The sequence below is a fragment of the Streptomyces sp. NPDC013157 genome, assembly GCF_042899865.1.
In the GTDB taxonomy this organism is placed as follows: Bacteria; Actinomycetota; Actinomycetes; order Streptomycetales; family Streptomycetaceae; genus Streptomyces.
The window spans coordinates 158,694-174,852 of sequence record NZ_JBIBAK010000015.1; the positions used below are offsets into that span (position 1 = coordinate 158,694).

The window sequence follows — 16,159 nt, forward strand, 5'->3', positions numbered from 1 at the left end:
GGCTTTGGTGGTACGCCGGCCACGGCGAGGTCAGGGCACGCCGCGACCGGCGTACGACTAGGGGCGGAGCAGCACCTTGCCCACCTTCGGATCACCGGCCCCCACCAGCTCGATGGCCTGCGGGAACTCGGTCAGCGGCAGCTCGTGCGTGACCAGCGGCAACGGGTCGAGGAGGCCGGCCCCGAAGACGCGGACCGTGTGCGACCAGGCGTCCGGCGGTGCCCCGAAGACGGTGTGCACCTCCAGTTGCCGTACGACGAGATCGGTCGGGTCCAGGCCGTCGGCGCCCGCGGCCGGGATCCCGGTCAGGACCAGGCGTCCGCCGCGCCTGAGCAGGGAGGCGGCGGTGCGCGCGGCGGACGCGGACCCGGCGGTCTCGATGACGACGTCGAAGTCGTCGGGAAGTTCCTGGTCCTTGGTGCGGAAGTCGGTGGCCCCGAACTGCCGGGACAGCGCCTCCCGGTCGTTGCGCGTCCCGACCACCAGCAGTTCACTCGGCGAGATCGCGCGCAGGAACTGCACGGCGAACATCCCGAGCGTCCCGGTGCCGACCACCGCGACCCGCTCGCCCGGCTGCGCGTTGCCCTTGAGCGCGGCGGCCGCGATGCAGGCGGCCGGCTCGAGCAGGGCGGCGGCGGTGAGGTCGGCGTCGTCCGGGAGGGCGTGCAGCAGGCGGGCGGGGAGGGTGAGGGTGGCGGCCATGGCGCCCGGCTGGGTGAAGCCGGTCTCCTCGTAGCCGTCGGTGCACAGGGTGGTCTCCCCGGCGTGACAGCGGTCGCACACCTGGCAGTTCCGGAACCCCTCGCCGACCACCTTGCGGCCGACGAGCGAGGCGGGCACTCCGGCGCCGACCGCCCGTACCGTCCCCGACCACTCGTGGCCCGGCGTCAACGGGTAGCGCACATACCCCTCGGGCCGGTTCCCCTGGTACACCTCGCGGTCGCTTCCGCAAATCCCGACCGCGTGCACGGCGACCAGCGCCTCGCCGGGACCCGGCTCGCGGGGCGTGTGCTCCTCGACCCGGTGGGCGCCCGGCGCCTCGACGACTACCTGGGAACTCACTTCGACGTCCCCTTGGGCTTGCGCTGCTCCCAGCCCTCGGCCCACAGGTCGAACCGGGCCTGCTGCTGCGGGAACTCGGCGGCCGCGTCGGCGTCGAACTCGACCCCGAGCCCCGGCTCGTCGGACAGGTGGAAGTAGCCGTCCACGACCTCCGGCGCCCCCGTGACGACCTTCTTGATCTCGGCGTCGGCGAAGTCGTTGAAGTGCTCCAGGATCTTGAAGTTCGGGGAGGTGAACCCGACCTGGAGGGAGGCGGCGGTGAGCACGGAGCCGCCGACGTTGTGCGGGGCGACCAGCACGTAGTGCGTCTCGGCGGTCGCGGCGAGCTTCCGGGTCTCCCAGATTCCGCCGATATGGCCGACGTCCGGCTGGATGATGTCGACGGCCTGGCTCTCGAAGAGCTCGCGGAACTCGATGCGGTCGTGGATGCGCTCACCGGTGGCGACCGGGATGTCCACCTTGGCGGCGACCTTCTCCAGCGCCTTCAGGTTCTCCGGCGGGCACGGCTCCTCCAGCCAGGCCGGCTTGAAGGGCGCGAGCTCGCGCACGAGCCGTACCGCGGTGGAGGGCGAGAACCGGCCGTGCATCTCCAGCATCAGCTCGGCGTCCGGCCCGATGGCGTCCCGGACGGCCTCGATGAGCGACACGGCGTACAGGGTCTGCTCGTGGTCCAGCTCGAAGTGCCCGGTGCCGAACGGGTCGATCTTCAGCGCCTTGTACCCGCGCTCCATGACGCCCTGCGCGGCCTTGTGGTAGGCCTCCGGGGTCCGCTCGGTGGTGTACCAGCCGTTGGCGTACGCCTTGACCTTGTCGGTCACCTTCCCGCCGAGCAGCTGCCACACGGGCACGCCCAGCGCCTTGCCCTTGATGTCCCAGCAGGCCATCTCGATCACGGCGATCCCGGACATCACGATTTCACCCGCCCGGCCGTAGTCGCCGTACTTCATCCGGCGTACCAGGTCTTCCACCGCGAACGGGTCCGAACCGAGAATGTGGTTGGCCTCGGCCTCTCGCAGGTAGCCGATCAGCGCGTCGGTGTGACCGAGCATCCGGGTCTCGCCGACTCCGGTGATCCCCTCGTCGGTGTGCACCTGGACGTAGGTCAGGTTGCGCCACGGCGTCCCGACCACGTGTGTGCTGATTCCGGTGATGCGCACGGCAGTTGCCCCTCAGCTGTTCGAGATTTCGTCACACGTTCGAAATGCTGGCGTGACAGTAAGGACGGGGCGGTAGGGGTGTCAATGGGTCGAACAGGTAACGGTTTCGGCAAGGCTTGCGATACGTTTTTCGGTCCCCCACAGAACCTTCACAGAGGCGGCTGGTTAAGTGACTCGTGGGGAACTTAGTCTTCCCGCGTCATGGACTACTGCCACCCGTGCCGACGGCACCTCAACGGCGCCCTCGCCTGCCCGGGGTGCGGCACCGCCGCCGAAACACTACGCGCGTCAGCGCCGGGGGCGGCCCCCTCCGGATCGGTCACGCCCGGTGAAGCGCCGTACACGGAGCCGGAGTCCGCCGACGGCGGATACGGCCCCGGACCGGCCGGCGACGAGGACGCCGAGGATGCCGAGGCCGACGGACCGTCGGCGGGCGGCCGGGCCGAGCGGCGGCGGGCGGCGCGCGGGCGCGGCGGCCGGAGCCGGGGGCAGACCGCCGAGCGTTTCGCCGAGGATCCCGAGGAGCCGCTGTCCGCCCCCGACGGAAGCCGTCGCGACCGCAAGGCCGCGGCCCATCGCCGACGGCGCCGCAGGGTCCTGCTGGTGGCCGCGGCGTGCGTGCTGGCGGCGGGCGGGCTGAGCCTCGCCGAACTCGGCACGGACGCGATACCGTTCACCAGCCCCGGCCCGGCCTCGGCGGGCGGCGACACGACCGACGGCGGCACGTCGACGTCGTCCCCCGGCGCGACGGCCCAGCCCCTGGACGACACCTCCGGCACGACAGGCGCCACGGGCTCCGCATCGGCCACCCCCTCCCCGTCCCCGTCCCCCTCCTCCTCGAAGGACAAGGCGTCCGGCTCCCCGTCGGCGTCCCCGAAGGACGCGGACGCCCAGTCGGCGACGACGGGCCCGGTCAGCAGCAAGCCGACGGCGACGGCGACATCCACGGCGGGCTCCACCCCGACGGCGAACCCGACGACGTCGGACCCGTCCCCGGCCCCGTCTCCGAGCGAGACGTGCAACCGGTTCTTGTGGTGGTGTACCTGAAAGATGCGCCCGCTGGAGCGCCCCGTAAGGGGCGCGGGGCTGTATCGGTCTGCGGCTCCGCCGCGTGGGCGCGACCAGCCCCCACCGGCCCGCACCCAAAGAACCCACCAAAGCAAATCCAGCAAACGTGTCACATTCGACGAACCCGCTCCGTCGTAGGGGTGCAACCCACTGAGCCACACCACAGGGAGCACCCCATGGAAGCCCGTCTGAATCTCTTCGCCGGCCCCGCCGGCAACAGGCTGATCAAGGCCTTCAACGGCGCGGGCAAGGCCGCCGAGGGGACGTCGATCCCCGCCGCCACCCTGGAACTGGTCAAGATCCGCGCCAGCCAGATCAACGGCTGCGGCTTCTGTCTCGACATGCACACCAAGGACGCGGCCGAAGCCGGCGAGACCCAGCAGCGCCTCCACATGGTCGGCGCCTGGCGCGAGGCGACCGTCTTCACCGAGGCCGAGCGCGCCGCCCTGGAACTCGCCGAGCAGGGCACCCGGATCGCCGACGCGGCGGGCGGTGTCCCCGACGAGGTGTGGGAGAACGCGGCCAAGCACTACACCGAAGAGGAACTCGTCGCGCTGGTGGCGACGATCGCCCTGATCAACGCCTACAACCGGCTGAACGTCATCTTCCGGCAGCCGGCCGGCGACTACCGGCCCGGCCAGTTCGCGTAACCCGCTCCGAGAGGGCCGGCACCGTGAGGGGCCGGCCCCTAGGCGTCCAGCATCCTGCGCAGCAGATCCCGCAGGGACAGCCGCTCCTGGTCCGAAAGCCCGGCCAGCGGCTCGCGCGCGAAGCGCAACCCCTCGCGCAGGTCACGGGCGACCCGGCGCCCCTCGTCCGTCGCCGCGGCCAGCTTCACCCGGCGGTCGGCCGGGTCGGGCCGCCGCTCCACGAGCCCGCGCGCCTCCAGTCGGTCCACGATCCCCGTCACGTTGGACGGCTCGCACTTCAGCTTCTGCGCCAGCTTCCGCATCGGCAGCGGCTCCAGCGAGAGCAGGCTGAGCAGCCGCGCCTGCGCCCCGGTGAGCGCGTGCTCGCCCGCCGCCTCCTCGTAGTCCGCGTAGAAACGGGCCACGACGTCCCCGATGAGCTCGACGACCTCCAGGGTCAGGGCGTCGGGGCGGCGGGTCTGCGCTGGGGTGGACTGTGTGGAGGACATGCGCTCCAGGGTACCGCGTTACTTGACATCCTGAAATATTCAGGAGCATGGTTGTTTCAGGTACTGAAGTAATTTCGGAAAGGCGCATGTCATGATCAACCGCGAGTGGCACCTGCTCAGTCGTCCCGTCGGCTGGCCGAAGCCCGAGGACTTCGCCCTGGTCGAGGCGGAGGTCCCCACGCCGGGTGAGGGGCAGGTGCTGGTACGGAACAAGTACCTCTCCGTCGACCCGTACATGCGCGGCCGGATGAGTGCCGCGAAGTCGTACGTCGCCCCCTTCGAGCTGGGCAAGGTCATGCAGGGCGGCGCGGTCGGCGAGGTCGTCGAGTCGAACGCCGAGGGCCTCGCGGTCGGCGACCACGTCCTGCACTTCCTCGGCTGGCGCGAGTACGCGGTCGTGGACGCGAAGAACGCGGTCAAGGTCGACGCCGACGCCGCGCCCCTGTCGACGTACCTCGGCGTCCTCGGCATGACCGGCCTCACCGCCTACGCGGGCCTGCTGCGCACCGCCTCCTTCAAGGAGGGCGACTCCGTCTTCGTCTCCGGCGCGGCCGGCGCGGTCGGCAGCCAGGTCGGCCAGATCGCCAGGCTCAAGGGCGCCTCGCGGGTGATCGGCTCGGCCGGCTCCGACGAGAAGGTCAAGCTGCTGGTCGAGGAGTACGGCTTCGACGCGGCCTTCAACTACAAGAACGGCCCGGTCGGCGAGCAGCTCCGCGCGGCCGCGCCCGACGGCGTCGACGTCTACTTCGACAACGTCGGCGGCGACCACCTGGAGGCGGCGATCGGGCAGCTGAACCGCGACGGCCGGATCGCCGTCTGCGGCATGATCTCCGTCTACAACAGCACCGAGCCCGTCCCCGGCCCGAAGAACCTCGCCCGCCTCATCCAGACCCGCGGCCGGATCGAGGGCTTCCTGGTCGGCGACCACTACGACCTGCAGCCGCAGTTCGTCGCCGAGGTCGGCCCGTGGGTGGCCTCCGGACAGCTCAAGTACCGCGAGACGGTCGTCGAGGGCATCGAGAACAACCTGGAGGCGTTCCTCGGGGTCCTGCGCGGCGACAACACCGGAAAGATGATCGTCAAGCTGTAGGGGAGCCGCGGGCGCCCTGTGCGCCCGCACGGCTCGTCGCGACGGAGGCGGGGCCCGTGGCGCTCCCGGAACTCCCTGCCCGCGACGAGCCGTTGCTCCTTGCCGTCCTGGTGTGGCGGCCGAGGCGAGTGAGTCACTCGCCCGTTCCCTTGTTTGATCCTGTCCGGAGTCTTCCCTGGAGCTGTGTGTTCCTGTAGCCCTATGTGCGGAGGTGTTCGCCTCCGCTGGGTCTCAGGGTCGGGAGAGCCGCATGCTCCAGTCCGTCCGGTACCGCGTGCTGCCATGGAGCGCGGTCATCAGCTGCCTCGCGCTTCTGTTCACCGCCCTGACATCGTTGTCAGGACAGGCCGCCGCGGCACCGTCCATGCCGCCGGCGACCACCAGGATCGCCGTGGACGGCTCCGGCACCGGCCGCACCTTCGACGGAATCGGCGCCATCAGCGGCGGCGGAGGCAACTCCCGGCTGCTCATCGACTACCCCGAGCCGCAGCGCAGCCGCATACTCGACTACCTCTTCAAGCCCGGCTACGGGGCCGCCCTGCAACTGCTCAAGGTGGAGGTCGGTGGCGACACCAATTCCACCGACGGCTCCGAACCCAGCATCGAGCACACGCGCGGCACCGTGCACTGCGACAGCGGCTACGAGTGGTGGCTGATGGAGCAGGCGAAGAAGCGCAACCCGGACATCGAGCTGTACGGCCTGGCCTGGGGCGCCCCCGGGTGGATCGGGAACCCCGGCAACACCCCGGGCGGCGGCGACTTCTGGTCCCAGGACATGATCGACTACCTGGTCGACTGGCTGGGCTGCGCCCGGCAGCACGGCCTGGACATCGACTACCTGGGCGGCTGGAACGAACGCGGCTACGACACGGTCTGGTACGAGAAGCTGCACGCCGCGCTCGCGGCCCGGCACCTCCCGGTGCGGATCGTCGCCGCCGACTCGGGCCTGGACGTGGCCGACACCGTCGCCGCCGACCCGCAGTTCGCGGACTCCGTCGATGTCGTCGGCGTCCACTACCCGTGCGAGGGCGGCGACGGCGGCAGCGCCGACACCTGCGCCAGCTCCGACACCGCCCAGGCCACCGGAAAACCCCTGTGGGCCAGCGAGAACGGCTCCCTCGACGAGAACTCCGGCGCCGGCGCGCTGATCCGCTCCATCACCCGCGGCTACCTCGACGGCCGGTACACCGCCTACCTCAACTGGCCCCTGCTGGCGGCGATCTACCCCAACCTGCCGTACGACACGGTCGGCCTCGCGACCGCCGACCAGCCGTGGTCAGGGGCCTACGACCTCGGCACCAGCCTGTGGACCACCGCCCAGGTCACCCAGGTCACGCGGCCGGGCTGGAGGTTCGACGACCAGGCGAGCGGCTACCTCGGCGGCGACCGGGCCAACGGCAGCTACGTCACCCTCAAGCCGGCCGACAACTCGGCCTACAGCACCATCGTCGAGACCTCCACCGCGAGCACTGCGCAGAGCGCCGACTTCACGGTGGGCGGCGGGCTGCCGACCGGCATCGTGCACATCTGGGCCACCGACCTCGCCGCCGGCGGCCGGGGCTTCGTCCACACCGGTGACGTGATCCCCCGGGCCGGGCGCTTCTCGGTGACCCTGCAGCCCGGTCATGTCTACTCCCTGACCACCACCACCGGCCAGGGCCACGGCACCGCCGTCAGCCCGCCGCAGGGCCGTCTCGCCCTGCCCTACCGGGACTCCTTCGAGCAGCCCGTCCCCGGCCGGGAGGCCAAGTACCTCTCCGACATGCAGGGTTCCTTCGAGACCGCGGTGTGCGGCGGCGGACGGCGAGGCCGCTGCGTACGGCAGATGGCGGCGCAGCAGCCCATCGAGTGGCAGGACGACAGCGACGCGTTCGCCCTGCTCGGCGACACCAACTGGCGTGACTACACGGTCAGTTCGGACGTCCGTCTGGAGCAGCCCGGAACCGTCGAGCTCATCGGCCGGGCGGGCGAGCAGCAGCGCCCCCAGTCCCACCAGGCGGGTTACTTCCTGCGGGCCGCCGACACCGGTGCCTGGTCCATCGTCAGGAGCGACACCGCCGGCCGGCTGACCACCCTCGCGTCCGGCACCACCCGGGCGCTGGGCACCCGGCACTGGCACACCCTCGCCCTGAGCTTCAGCGGCACCACCATCACCGCGAGCGTCGACGGCCGCCGGGTCGGCGCGGTCGACGACTCCGCCTACCCGACCGGACAGGTCGGCCTCGGCGTCGTCGGCTACCAGACCGACGAGTTCGACAACCTGGCCGTAACCCCCGTACGGCACCCCGCCGCACCCCCGGCCGCCCTCACCGCCGGCCTGCCCGCCACCGTCCAGCGGGGCGCGTCGGCGACCCTCACCACCACCTTCACCCTCCCGGCGACCGGCGGCGCCGCCACCGGCCTGACCCTGACCCCGGGCACCCCGGCGAACTGGCGGGCCACCCCCACCACGCCCGTCACCTTCGCCGAGGTCGACCCCGGCCGGTCGGTCACGGCGAGCTGGACCGTCACCGCGCCGACGGCCACGGACACCCCGGTGACCAACACGTTCGTGCCGCTGGCCACCTACGACCGCGGCGGGGTGCGGCACTGGACGTACGGGGCCGCGAGCACGCGGGTGCCGATTCCGGCGCCGACGGGGAACCCGTACCTGAGCGACCTGTCCTTCGTGGCAGCCGACAACGGATGGGGGCCGGTGGAGCGCGACATGTCCAACGGGGAGCAGGCGGCGGGGGACGGACGGCCGATGAGCGTCCGGGGCGCCGCGTTCGGCAAGGGGCTCGGTGCGCACGCCGCCAGTGACGTGGCCTTCCATCTGGGCGGCGACTGCAGCCGGTTCACCGCCACGGTCGGCGTCGACGACGAGGTGGCGCCGTACGGGTCGGTCGTGTTCTCCCTGGTCGGGGACGGCCGGACGCTGGCGGCGACGCCGGTGCTGACCGGGGAGTCGGCGGGGGCGGTGCTGGACGTCGACGTGACCGGCGTCCAGGAGCTGCATCTCCTCGTGGGCGACGGCGGGGACGGGAACGCGCATGACCATGCGGACTGGGGTGGGGCGAGGCTTGCGTGCGGTGAGTAGGCCGCGCCATTGGGGGGCGGGGCGGCCTACTCGTCTGCGGGGTGCGGTTCAGTGCCGGGTGCGGGCGGTCGGTGGTTTCTCGCGCAGTTCCTCCCCCGGCCTTCGGCCGGGGGTACCCTCAGCGCCCCTTGGGCGGGTTGCGCTCAGCGGGTTTCGAGTGCGGCCCTGTTGACGGCCAGCGCCAAGCGGTCGTTCTCCGGTGCGGCGCCGCCTGGGAAGGCGAAACGGCGCCGCGTGTAGCCGTAGGCGATGCCGCTCCTCGGGTCCGCGAACGCCTGCGAGCCCGCCGCACCGCTGTGGCCGATCGTGCCCGCGCCGAGGAACGGGTGCCAGGTGTCGGCCGTCGCCTGGAAGCCGAGGCCGTACGACTTGTGGGTGCGGGCCACCAGGTCGTAACCGACCGAGTGGACCTGGCCGAACTCCGCAACCGTGTCCTCCTTCAGCAGCGGCGCCTTGCCGTCGATCTCGCTGAGCAGGGCCGCGTACATCCCGGCCAGGCCTCGCGCGGACGCCACGCCGCCGAAGGAGGCCGGGCCCTTGGCGCGGACCAGGCGGTCGTTCGGGAGGACGGTCAGGTCCGCGGGCTCGGCGGCGTGTTCGTTGAAGGCGATCCCCGCGAGGGTCTGCGGGCCGGACGGGACGGAGTCGAGCAGGGCCTCCTGGTCGGGGGTGGGCAGCATCGGCTGGGTGGTGCGGAAACGCGGCTCGTGCGCGGCCGGCAGGCCCAGGAAGAAGCCGATGCCGTACGGCGCCCGGACCCGCTCCTCGTACACGTCCTGGAGCGTACGGCCGGTCGCGCGCCGTACCACCTCGCCGGTGAGCGCCCCGATGACGAGGGCGTGGTAGCCGAAGGCCGTGCCCGGGCGCCAGAACGGCCGCTGGTCGGCGAGGCGTTCGGCCATCGCGCGGTCGTCGGACAGCTCCTGCGCGCTGAACCCGGTGTCGGTGCCGACCAGGCCCGCCCGGTGCGCGAGCAGGTCCCGCAGGGTCAGCGTGCCCTTGCCCTCGGCGCCGAACTCCGGCCAGTAGTAGGTGACCTTGCGGTCCAGCTCCAGTGTGCCGTCCTGCACCAGCATCGCCACGACCAGATGCGCCGCCCCCTTCGTGGACGAGAACACGCCGTACAGGGAGTCCCCGCAGGCCCCCTCGCCCGCCCACAGGTCGACGACCCGCCGGCCGTGGACGTACGCACACAACTGCCCCTCGTAGTCGGCCGGTCCGCCGGCGACGAAGGCGGCGAACTCCTCGCGCACCGCCTCGAAGCCCTCCGCGACCGTGCCCTGGACGGTGATCTCCTGCGTCATCCGTTCTCCTCAACCGAGCCGCCGGGGCAGCTCCCACTGTGAACAACGCCCTACCCACCTGGGCGACCTACCCCTTCCTGCGATCGGTACGGCGAGATGTACCTGTTCGACTCAACCGGGGCATGCTGAGGGCGGACACACCGCGGACAGACCCCACAGCGGCGGGAGGGCCCCGGCCCATGGCGACGATTCCCTCACTTCCCGGCAGGGCGGACGTGCTGCGCATGGCCCGCAGCACCACCGACATCACCGGCCAGCTCCTGGACACCGCCCAGAACCTCACGAAGATCGCGATCAACACCCTGGACCCGCGCGAGGGCTCGGCCCCCGAACTGCTGCGCGTCCTGCGCCGTACGACCGCGGAGCTGGCCGAGGCCAGTGCCGCACCGGGGGCGCAGGAGGCCTTCTACCGCGTCGTGGAGACCCTCACCCGGCTCGGCACCAGCGGCGCCCCGCTGGCCGTGCACCCGGTGGCCGAACCGCTCCTGACGGCCCTCAGGGACAGCCTGCTGCCGATGCTGGACGCGGTGGAGCCGGCGGTGGAGGAGTTCGCGGCGGCGCTCCGTGAACTGACCGAGGCGCTGTCCCCGTTGCTGCCGGCGGCCGCGGGCGGGGCGGCCGGCGTCCTGCTGGCCCTCACCCCGCTGCTGCGCACCGCGGCCGAGGTGCTCCGCGACTCCGCCCCCGAACTCCACCGCATCGCCGACGCCGTCACCTCGGCCGTGGCCCCGCTGCTGCCCCTCCAGGCGGCCCTGGCCGAGCGTGCGACCGCCGCGGGCGCGGGCGTGGTCCGGGCCGCGCTGCCGCCGCTGGCGGACCTGACGGAGGCGGCGGCGAAGACGGCCAGGGCGGCCGGCCCGGCCCTGATCGCCGCCGAGGAACTCGCCGTGACCGGACTCGAACAGCTCCAGCCCCTCCTGCTGGCCGGTGCGGCCCGTGCGGGCCGGGTGGCCAGGGCGACGGCGGTACGGGTGTCGGCGGCGGCCAGCCCGGCGGCGGACCGGGGTCTGGTGGTGGCGGTGACGCCCGCGTAGGCGCTCCGCCGGGATGGCCGCACATGCGCCGTCGTTCGTCCGCGGCGCCGTCGTGGCCGGTCGCGCAGTTCCTCCCCCGGCCTTCGGCCGGGGGTACCCCCGGCGCCCCTCACGGGGCGCTGCAACGTCCCCGGTAAAGTTTTGGCCATGCGTGATCTCGGGGTGGGCTTCGGATATCTCCTGAAGGGCCAGCGGTGGGTCGGCCGGCACGGCAGGCAGTTCGGTTTCGGTCTGCTGCCCGGCCTGATCACCCTCGTCCTCTACGCGGCGGCCCTGGTCGCCCTCGCGATATGGGGAGCGGACTTCGTCGCCTGGGCCACCCCGTTCGCCGACGACTGGTCCAGCCCCTGGCTCGGCCTCTTCCGCGGCTTCCTCACCGCAGTCCTGTTCGCCCTCGGCCTCCTCGGCGCCGTCCTCACCTTCACCGCGGTGACGCTGCTGGTCGGCCAGCCGTTCTACGAGAACCTCTCCGAGAAGGTCGACGCGGACGTCTCGCCCGACGGCACCGCGCCCGAGTCCGGGCTGCCGTTCTGGCGCGAACTGTGGATCTCGGCCCGGGACAGCCTGCGCATCCTGGTCCGGGCCGGCCTCTGGGGCGTCCTGCTCTTCGCCCTCGGCTTCCTGCCCTTCGTCGGCCAGACCGTCGTCCCGGTCATCGGCTTCTTCGTCACCGGTTTCTTCCTCACCGAGGAACTCACCGCCGTCGCCCTCCAGCGCCGGGGCGTCGACCTGCGCGCCCGGCTCACCCTGCTGCGCTCCCGCAGGACCCTGGTGTGGGGCTTCGGCACCCCGCTGGGCCTGGCCTTCCTGGTCCCGTTCGTCGCGGTGTTCCTGATGCCGGGCGCGGTCGCGGGCGCCACCCTCCTCGCCCGCGACCTGCTGGGCGAGGAGACGGCGGCGGAGGACGAGCGGGCGGACGAACCCGTCAGTTCCTGAGGCTCGCGTCCGCCGCCACGGTCACGATCGCCCGCACCTGGTCGATGATGTCCACCCGGTTCCGTACGAACTCCGGGTCGGTCACCTGTGTCGTGTTCCCGGCACCGAACTGCAGCACCGGCGTGTGCACATGCCCGCCGGGCAGCGTGTCGTGCAGCCCGAGCCGGTCGCGCAGCAGCGTGGCCCGGTAGGCGATCTCGTTGGACAGGTAGTCCCCGCCGCCCCCGGCCCGCGCGGTGGACCCGGCGGTCGGCCCGTCCGGGCGTACGACGGGATCGCCGCCCCCGGCCGGGATCTCGGTCACCTCGGTGTGGTCGTAGACCGGGAAGCGCCCCGTGTCCGCCGCCGTGATCGCCGCGTACGGGAGGGTGGTGGTCGTCCACTGCGGCTGCGAGGCCGGGTCGGTGACCGGCACGGTCCCGGTCCGGCCGATGTTCTCGTTGTCGGGGAACCCGCCCCGCCAGGCGCCGTTCGTCCGCTCCACGTCGAACCGCCCGACGCGCCCCTGGCTCACGGTCGTGAACAGGTCCACCTCCGGCAGGTACGGCCGGAGCGTCCGCTCGACGGTCCCGGCCGCGAAGTCGTCCCACCGCACCGGGAACACGGCCGTCTCCACCCGCGCCGGCCCCTCGTCGGTCTCGATCACGGTCCCGTCCAGGGCCAGCGCGCTCGCCCCGGACGGGTTGGAGATCCGGATGTCCCGGTCCAGCGTGAACGGGTCGAACCCGGTGACGAGGATCCGCCGCACGCCCTTGTCCGGGTACCGGATGCCGCTCTGCCCGCGCGAGGTCCGCTCCAGCAGGTCCAGCAGCGCGGCCCGCTGCCGCTCGCTCACCCCGAACCCGGGCTCCCAGGTGCGCACCTCCCGCGTCATCCCGAGCCGCGCCCAGTACAACGGCCGGTCGTCGTCCCGGCTCAGATCACCCCCGGCGGGCCCGCGCCCCTGGGCGCGGTCCACGGCCCGCCGCCACAGCGCCGACCCCTGCCGTTCCACGGCCTGCCGGGCCTGTGCGTAGGAGTGCGCGTTCTCCAGCGCACGGGCGAACCCGGGTGCCACGGCGTCGAACCCGTACCGCCGGAGTATCTCCTGCGGCACCGGCTGGTCGAGCCGTTGTTCCTCGACGGTGGGGGAGGGGGTGGTGGTCGCGTGCGCGGCGGTGGGGACGAGCGCCCCGGCCAGCAGCACGATGCCGAGAATGCCGATCCGAACACGTGGGGAAGTCAAGGGAGTTGGCCTTCCGTCGCAGTGGGGTGCGTGGTGCCGATCGGGCGCAGTATCGCGTGTGAGCTGCGATGTGGTCTACACCATGGAGCGCCCCCACGAGCCCGTGGGCGTTTGTGAAGGGTTCGTACGAGATCGCGGCGCGGCGCCCGATGACCGGCCGTCGGCTCACAGCCGCGGCTAAGGTCGGAGCCGGGACGCGTCCCCCTTGAGCAGCCCCGGTCCGGGACCTGACCCCTGGACCGGGGCTTGCGTATCGATGGACGGCGTCAGTGAGTGGCGTCGGCGGGTGGCGTCAGTCCCGCACCCCGAAGCCGTACACCGTCGCCGAGCGGTAGGTCCCGCCCGGGTCCAGCCGGGTGCTCGGGAAATCGGGGCGGTTGGGGGAGTCCGGGAAGTGCTGGGTCTCCAGGGCGACGCCGTCGCCGGGGGCGAAGGGGCCGGTCAGGTGCTCGGCGGTGTAGAGCTGGATGCCGGGTTCGGTGGTGGCGACGGTGAGGGTGCGGCCGGACACCGGGTCGTACAGCTCGCCGATCTCCACCGGGGTCTCCGTCACCCCCTTGTCCAGGACGAGGTTGTGGTCGTAGCCGGAGCCGACCTTGCGGGCGGTACGGAAGTCGAAACGGGAGCCGGAGACGTCCTCCAGCACTCCTGTCGGAATGAGATCCCCGTCCACGGGGGTGTAGCGCGAGGCCGCGATCCGCAGCTCGTGGCCGCCCGCGTTCCCGGAGCCCGCCAGGTTGAAGTAGCTGTGGTTGGTGAGGTTCACGACGGTCGGCGCGTCGGTGACCGCCTCGTAGGAGATGTGCAGCGCGCCCGACTCGTCCAGCGAGTACGTCACGGCGACCTTCAGCCGCCCCGGGAACCCCTCCTCCCCGTGCGGGCTCACCCGCGACAGCCGCACCCCGTGCTCGACGGCCGCCACCTCCCACACCCGCTTGTCGAAGCCGCGGGCGCCGCCGTGCAGGGAGTTGGGGGCGTTGTTGGGCTCCAGGGCGTAGGTCACGCCGTCCAGCGGGAAGCGGGCGTGCGCGATCCGGTTGGCGTACCGGCCGACCAGGGCGCCGAAGTAGGGCCCCGGGTTCTCCAGATACCCGACGAGATCGGCGAACCCCAGCACCACGTCCGCCGTCCGCCCGTCCCGGTCCGGGACCTCGGCCGACTGCACGATCCCGCCGTACGACAGCACCCGCACCCGGGTCCCCGCGCGCTCCAGCGTCCAGCGGTGCACCTCGGTGCCGTCGGAAAGTGTGCCGAAAAGTTCGCTCATGGGGAAACCCTAAGCCAAGGGTCTAGTCCACCGGGTCCTTGGCGGTGATGGCCCGGTAGGCGATCGCGGCGAGCTTCGACTGGCCGTCGGTGCTCGGGTGGAACCAGTCCCAGTGACTCAGCTGGTCGGTCCCGAACCGGTACGCGTACACCGCCCCGCCGTCGAAACGGCACCGCCGGTCCTTGGCGCAGACGTCCGCCAGCACCTTGTTGTAGTCCTCGACCCGCTGCTGCACCTTGTCCCGGCGCACGGTCGCCACGCTGGTCAGGTTGTCCGCGTCGGACAGCATGGACGGGCAGATGCCCAGCTTCCACACCTGCTTGCCCAGCGGGTTGGTCCGCCCCTCCGACCACAGCCGCTTCAGGTTCGGCACGCTCGCCACGTACACCTGCGTCTTCGGCAGCGCCTTGTGGAGGGTGCCCAGCGCGTCCTCGAACTCGCTGCGGAAGTCCGCCACCGAGGTCATCGCCCGCACCGACGTACGACAGGCGTCGTTCGCCCCCACCATCACCGTCACCAACTGCGGCTTGCGTACCACCGCGTCGGCCATCTGCGCCGGCAGGTCGGCCATCCGGGCGCCGGTCTCCGCGTAGTTCCAGCTGTGGTCGGCCGCCTGCGCCCGCCCCAGCAGCCGTACCGCAAGACTGTCCACCCGGTCACTGGTGCCGGTCGCCCAGGACACCTCGGGGCAGTCCGAGAGGACCGTGCAGGCATCGAAACCGCGGGTGATGGAGTCGCCGACGGCCGCGATCGAGGCCGGGCTGCGGTCCCACACCTGCACGACCCGCGAGGCCCGCGTCTTCTCGCTCTTCGTCGCGGCGGAGGAACCGCCCAGGACACCGCACCCGGCCACCCCCAACGCGGCGGTGACGGCGACGGTGCCTGTCAGGGCACGCGAACGCCGGCGTCGCTGCTTGCGCATACCCCGTCGGTCCTCTCCGTTTGCCCGATCGTCCCCCGTAATGACAACGCACGGGAGTTCCCGCCCCGCGCCCTGCAACGGACCACCCCCGTACAAGCGTCCCCCTGGGTGAATGGCGGGGGTTTCCTGGCCGCGGGACCGACGGTACGTCACACTCCTTGCGCCACCGCACGGTAGCCTCGCCATCAAGGCGGCCGTCGTGCCACTGCCGCCGGCCAGCCAGCAAGATGTCCCGCTCAGCCCGGAGGTTCCGGTGACGACACGTGGAGTTCTGTACGTGCACTCCGCGCCCCGCGCGCTGTGCCCGCACGTCGAGTGGGCCGTCGCCGGGGTGCTCGGCACGCGCGTCAACCTCGACTGGATCCGCCAGCCGGCCGCCCCCGGCACCTGGCGCTCCGAGTTCTCCTGGCAGGGCGAGGTCGGCACGGCCTCCAAACTCGCCTCCGCCCTCCGCGGCTGGCACCTGCTCCGCTTCGAGGTCACCGCCGAGCCCTGCGCGAAGGCCGAGGGCGAGCGCTACAGCTGCACCCCCGACCTCGGCATCTTCCACGCGGTCACCGGAATCCACGGCGACATCCTCATCCCCGAGGACCGCCTGCGGGCCGCCCTGACCCGCTCACAGCGCGGCGAGACGGCCCTGGAGGCGGAGATCGCCAAGCTGCTGGGCAAGCCGTGGGACGACGAACTGGAGCCCTTCCGCTACGCGGGCGAGGGCGCGCCGGTGAGGTGGCTCCACCAGGTGGTCTGACCGCAGTATCCGTCTGCGGCGCCGTCGTGGGGGTTGGCGCCGGTGACCCCCCCCCCCCAAACCCCGGCGCCCCGCACAGCGGGGCCAACCCCCCCCCCGCCGCCAGGCCCCCCCGACCCTGCCACAGGC

Annotated in this window: 14 protein-coding genes; 7 read left to right on the plus strand and 7 right to left on the minus strand. The window is 72.2% G+C overall.

All coding sequences use genetic code 11. The features are described 5' to 3' along the window. Positions 1-57: 57 nt before the first annotated feature. The gene (locus tag ACFY6U_RS36465) at positions 58-1,062 is read right to left on the minus strand and encodes a zinc-binding dehydrogenase (RefSeq protein ID WP_390045231.1); all 1,005 of its coding nucleotides are present in this window, start codon (positions 1,060-1,062) and stop codon (positions 58-60) included. Further along, complete coding sequence (locus ACFY6U_RS36470; RefSeq protein ID WP_390045233.1) at positions 1,059-2,219, minus strand: mandelate racemase/muconate lactonizing enzyme family protein; 1,161 nt, start codon at positions 2,217-2,219, stop codon at positions 1,059-1,061. Before ACFY6U_RS36470 ends, ACFY6U_RS36465 begins: the two co-directional genes overlap by 4 nt. Positions 2,220-2,420: 201 nt before the next feature. Here ACFY6U_RS36470 and ACFY6U_RS36475 point away from each other — a divergent pair, with 201 nt between their 5' ends. Continuing rightward, positions 2,421-3,266 (plus strand): hypothetical protein, encoded by an 846-nt coding sequence (locus ACFY6U_RS36475; protein WP_390045235.1) that lies wholly within the window; start codon positions 2,421-2,423, stop codon positions 3,264-3,266. A gap of 197 nt (positions 3,267-3,463) precedes the next feature. After that, a complete protein-coding gene (locus tag ACFY6U_RS36480) occupies positions 3,464-3,937 on the plus strand; it encodes a carboxymuconolactone decarboxylase family protein (protein WP_351493913.1) in 474 nt (157 codons plus the stop codon). A 38-nt stretch (positions 3,938-3,975) separates the two neighbouring features. On the opposite strand, the gene ACFY6U_RS36485 is transcribed toward ACFY6U_RS36480, so the two are convergent. Further along, positions 3,976-4,425: a MarR family winged helix-turn-helix transcriptional regulator gene (locus ACFY6U_RS36485; protein ID WP_390045237.1), complete on the minus strand. Its 450-nt coding sequence runs from the start codon at positions 4,423-4,425 to the stop codon at positions 3,976-3,978. Between the two features lie 91 nt (positions 4,426-4,516). Between ACFY6U_RS36485 and ACFY6U_RS36490 the strand changes: the two genes are divergently transcribed. Both ACFY6U_RS36490 and ACFY6U_RS36495 read left to right on the plus strand, forming a co-directional pair. After that, entirely contained in the window at positions 4,517-5,515 is a 999-nt protein-coding gene (locus ACFY6U_RS36490) for an NADP-dependent oxidoreductase (RefSeq protein ID WP_390045239.1), read from the plus strand. A gap of 250 nt (positions 5,516-5,765) precedes the next feature. Next, entirely contained in the window at positions 5,766-8,594 is a 2,829-nt protein-coding gene (locus tag ACFY6U_RS36495; RefSeq protein WP_390045241.1) for an NPCBM/NEW2 domain-containing protein, read from the plus strand. Positions 8,595-8,737: 143 nt separating this feature from the next. Here the strand turns inward: ACFY6U_RS36495 and ACFY6U_RS36500 are convergent, their stop codons facing one another. Next, complete coding sequence (locus tag ACFY6U_RS36500) at positions 8,738-9,898, minus strand: serine hydrolase domain-containing protein (RefSeq protein ID WP_390045243.1); 1,161 nt, start codon at positions 9,896-9,898, stop codon at positions 8,738-8,740. 179 nt (positions 9,899-10,077) lie between these two features. Here ACFY6U_RS36500 and ACFY6U_RS36505 point away from each other — a divergent pair, with 179 nt between their 5' ends. Further along, entirely contained in the window at positions 10,078-10,932 is an 855-nt protein-coding gene (locus ACFY6U_RS36505) for a hypothetical protein (RefSeq protein WP_390045245.1), read from the plus strand. Positions 10,933-11,079: 147 nt separating this feature from the next. Next, complete coding sequence (locus ACFY6U_RS36510) at positions 11,080-11,868, plus strand: EI24 domain-containing protein (protein ID WP_390045247.1); 789 nt, start codon at positions 11,080-11,082, stop codon at positions 11,866-11,868. Here the strand turns inward: ACFY6U_RS36510 and ACFY6U_RS36515 are convergent. The 3 genes from ACFY6U_RS36515 to ACFY6U_RS36525 form a co-directional block, all read right to left on the minus strand. Then, complete coding sequence (locus ACFY6U_RS36515; RefSeq protein WP_390045249.1) at positions 11,858-13,093, minus strand: pyroglutamyl peptidase; 1,236 nt, start codon at positions 13,091-13,093, stop codon at positions 11,858-11,860. The genes ACFY6U_RS36510 and ACFY6U_RS36515 overlap by 11 nt on opposite strands. A 292-nt stretch (positions 13,094-13,385) precedes the next feature. Next, the gene (locus tag ACFY6U_RS36520; RefSeq protein ID WP_390045251.1) at positions 13,386-14,360 is read right to left on the minus strand and encodes an aldose epimerase family protein; all 975 of its coding nucleotides are present in this window, start codon (positions 14,358-14,360) and stop codon (positions 13,386-13,388) included. A gap of 22 nt (positions 14,361-14,382) precedes the next feature. Continuing rightward, the gene (locus ACFY6U_RS36525) at positions 14,383-15,282 is read right to left on the minus strand and encodes an SGNH/GDSL hydrolase family protein (RefSeq protein ID WP_390045252.1); all 900 of its coding nucleotides are present in this window, start codon (positions 15,280-15,282) and stop codon (positions 14,383-14,385) included. 253 nt (positions 15,283-15,535) lie between these two features. On the opposite strand from ACFY6U_RS36525, the gene ACFY6U_RS36530 reads away from it, so the two are divergent. After that, positions 15,536-16,030, plus strand: a complete 495-nt coding sequence (locus tag ACFY6U_RS36530) for a DUF3145 domain-containing protein (RefSeq protein WP_093503479.1) — start codon at positions 15,536-15,538, stop codon at positions 16,028-16,030. Positions 16,031-16,159: the final 129 nt, after the last annotated feature.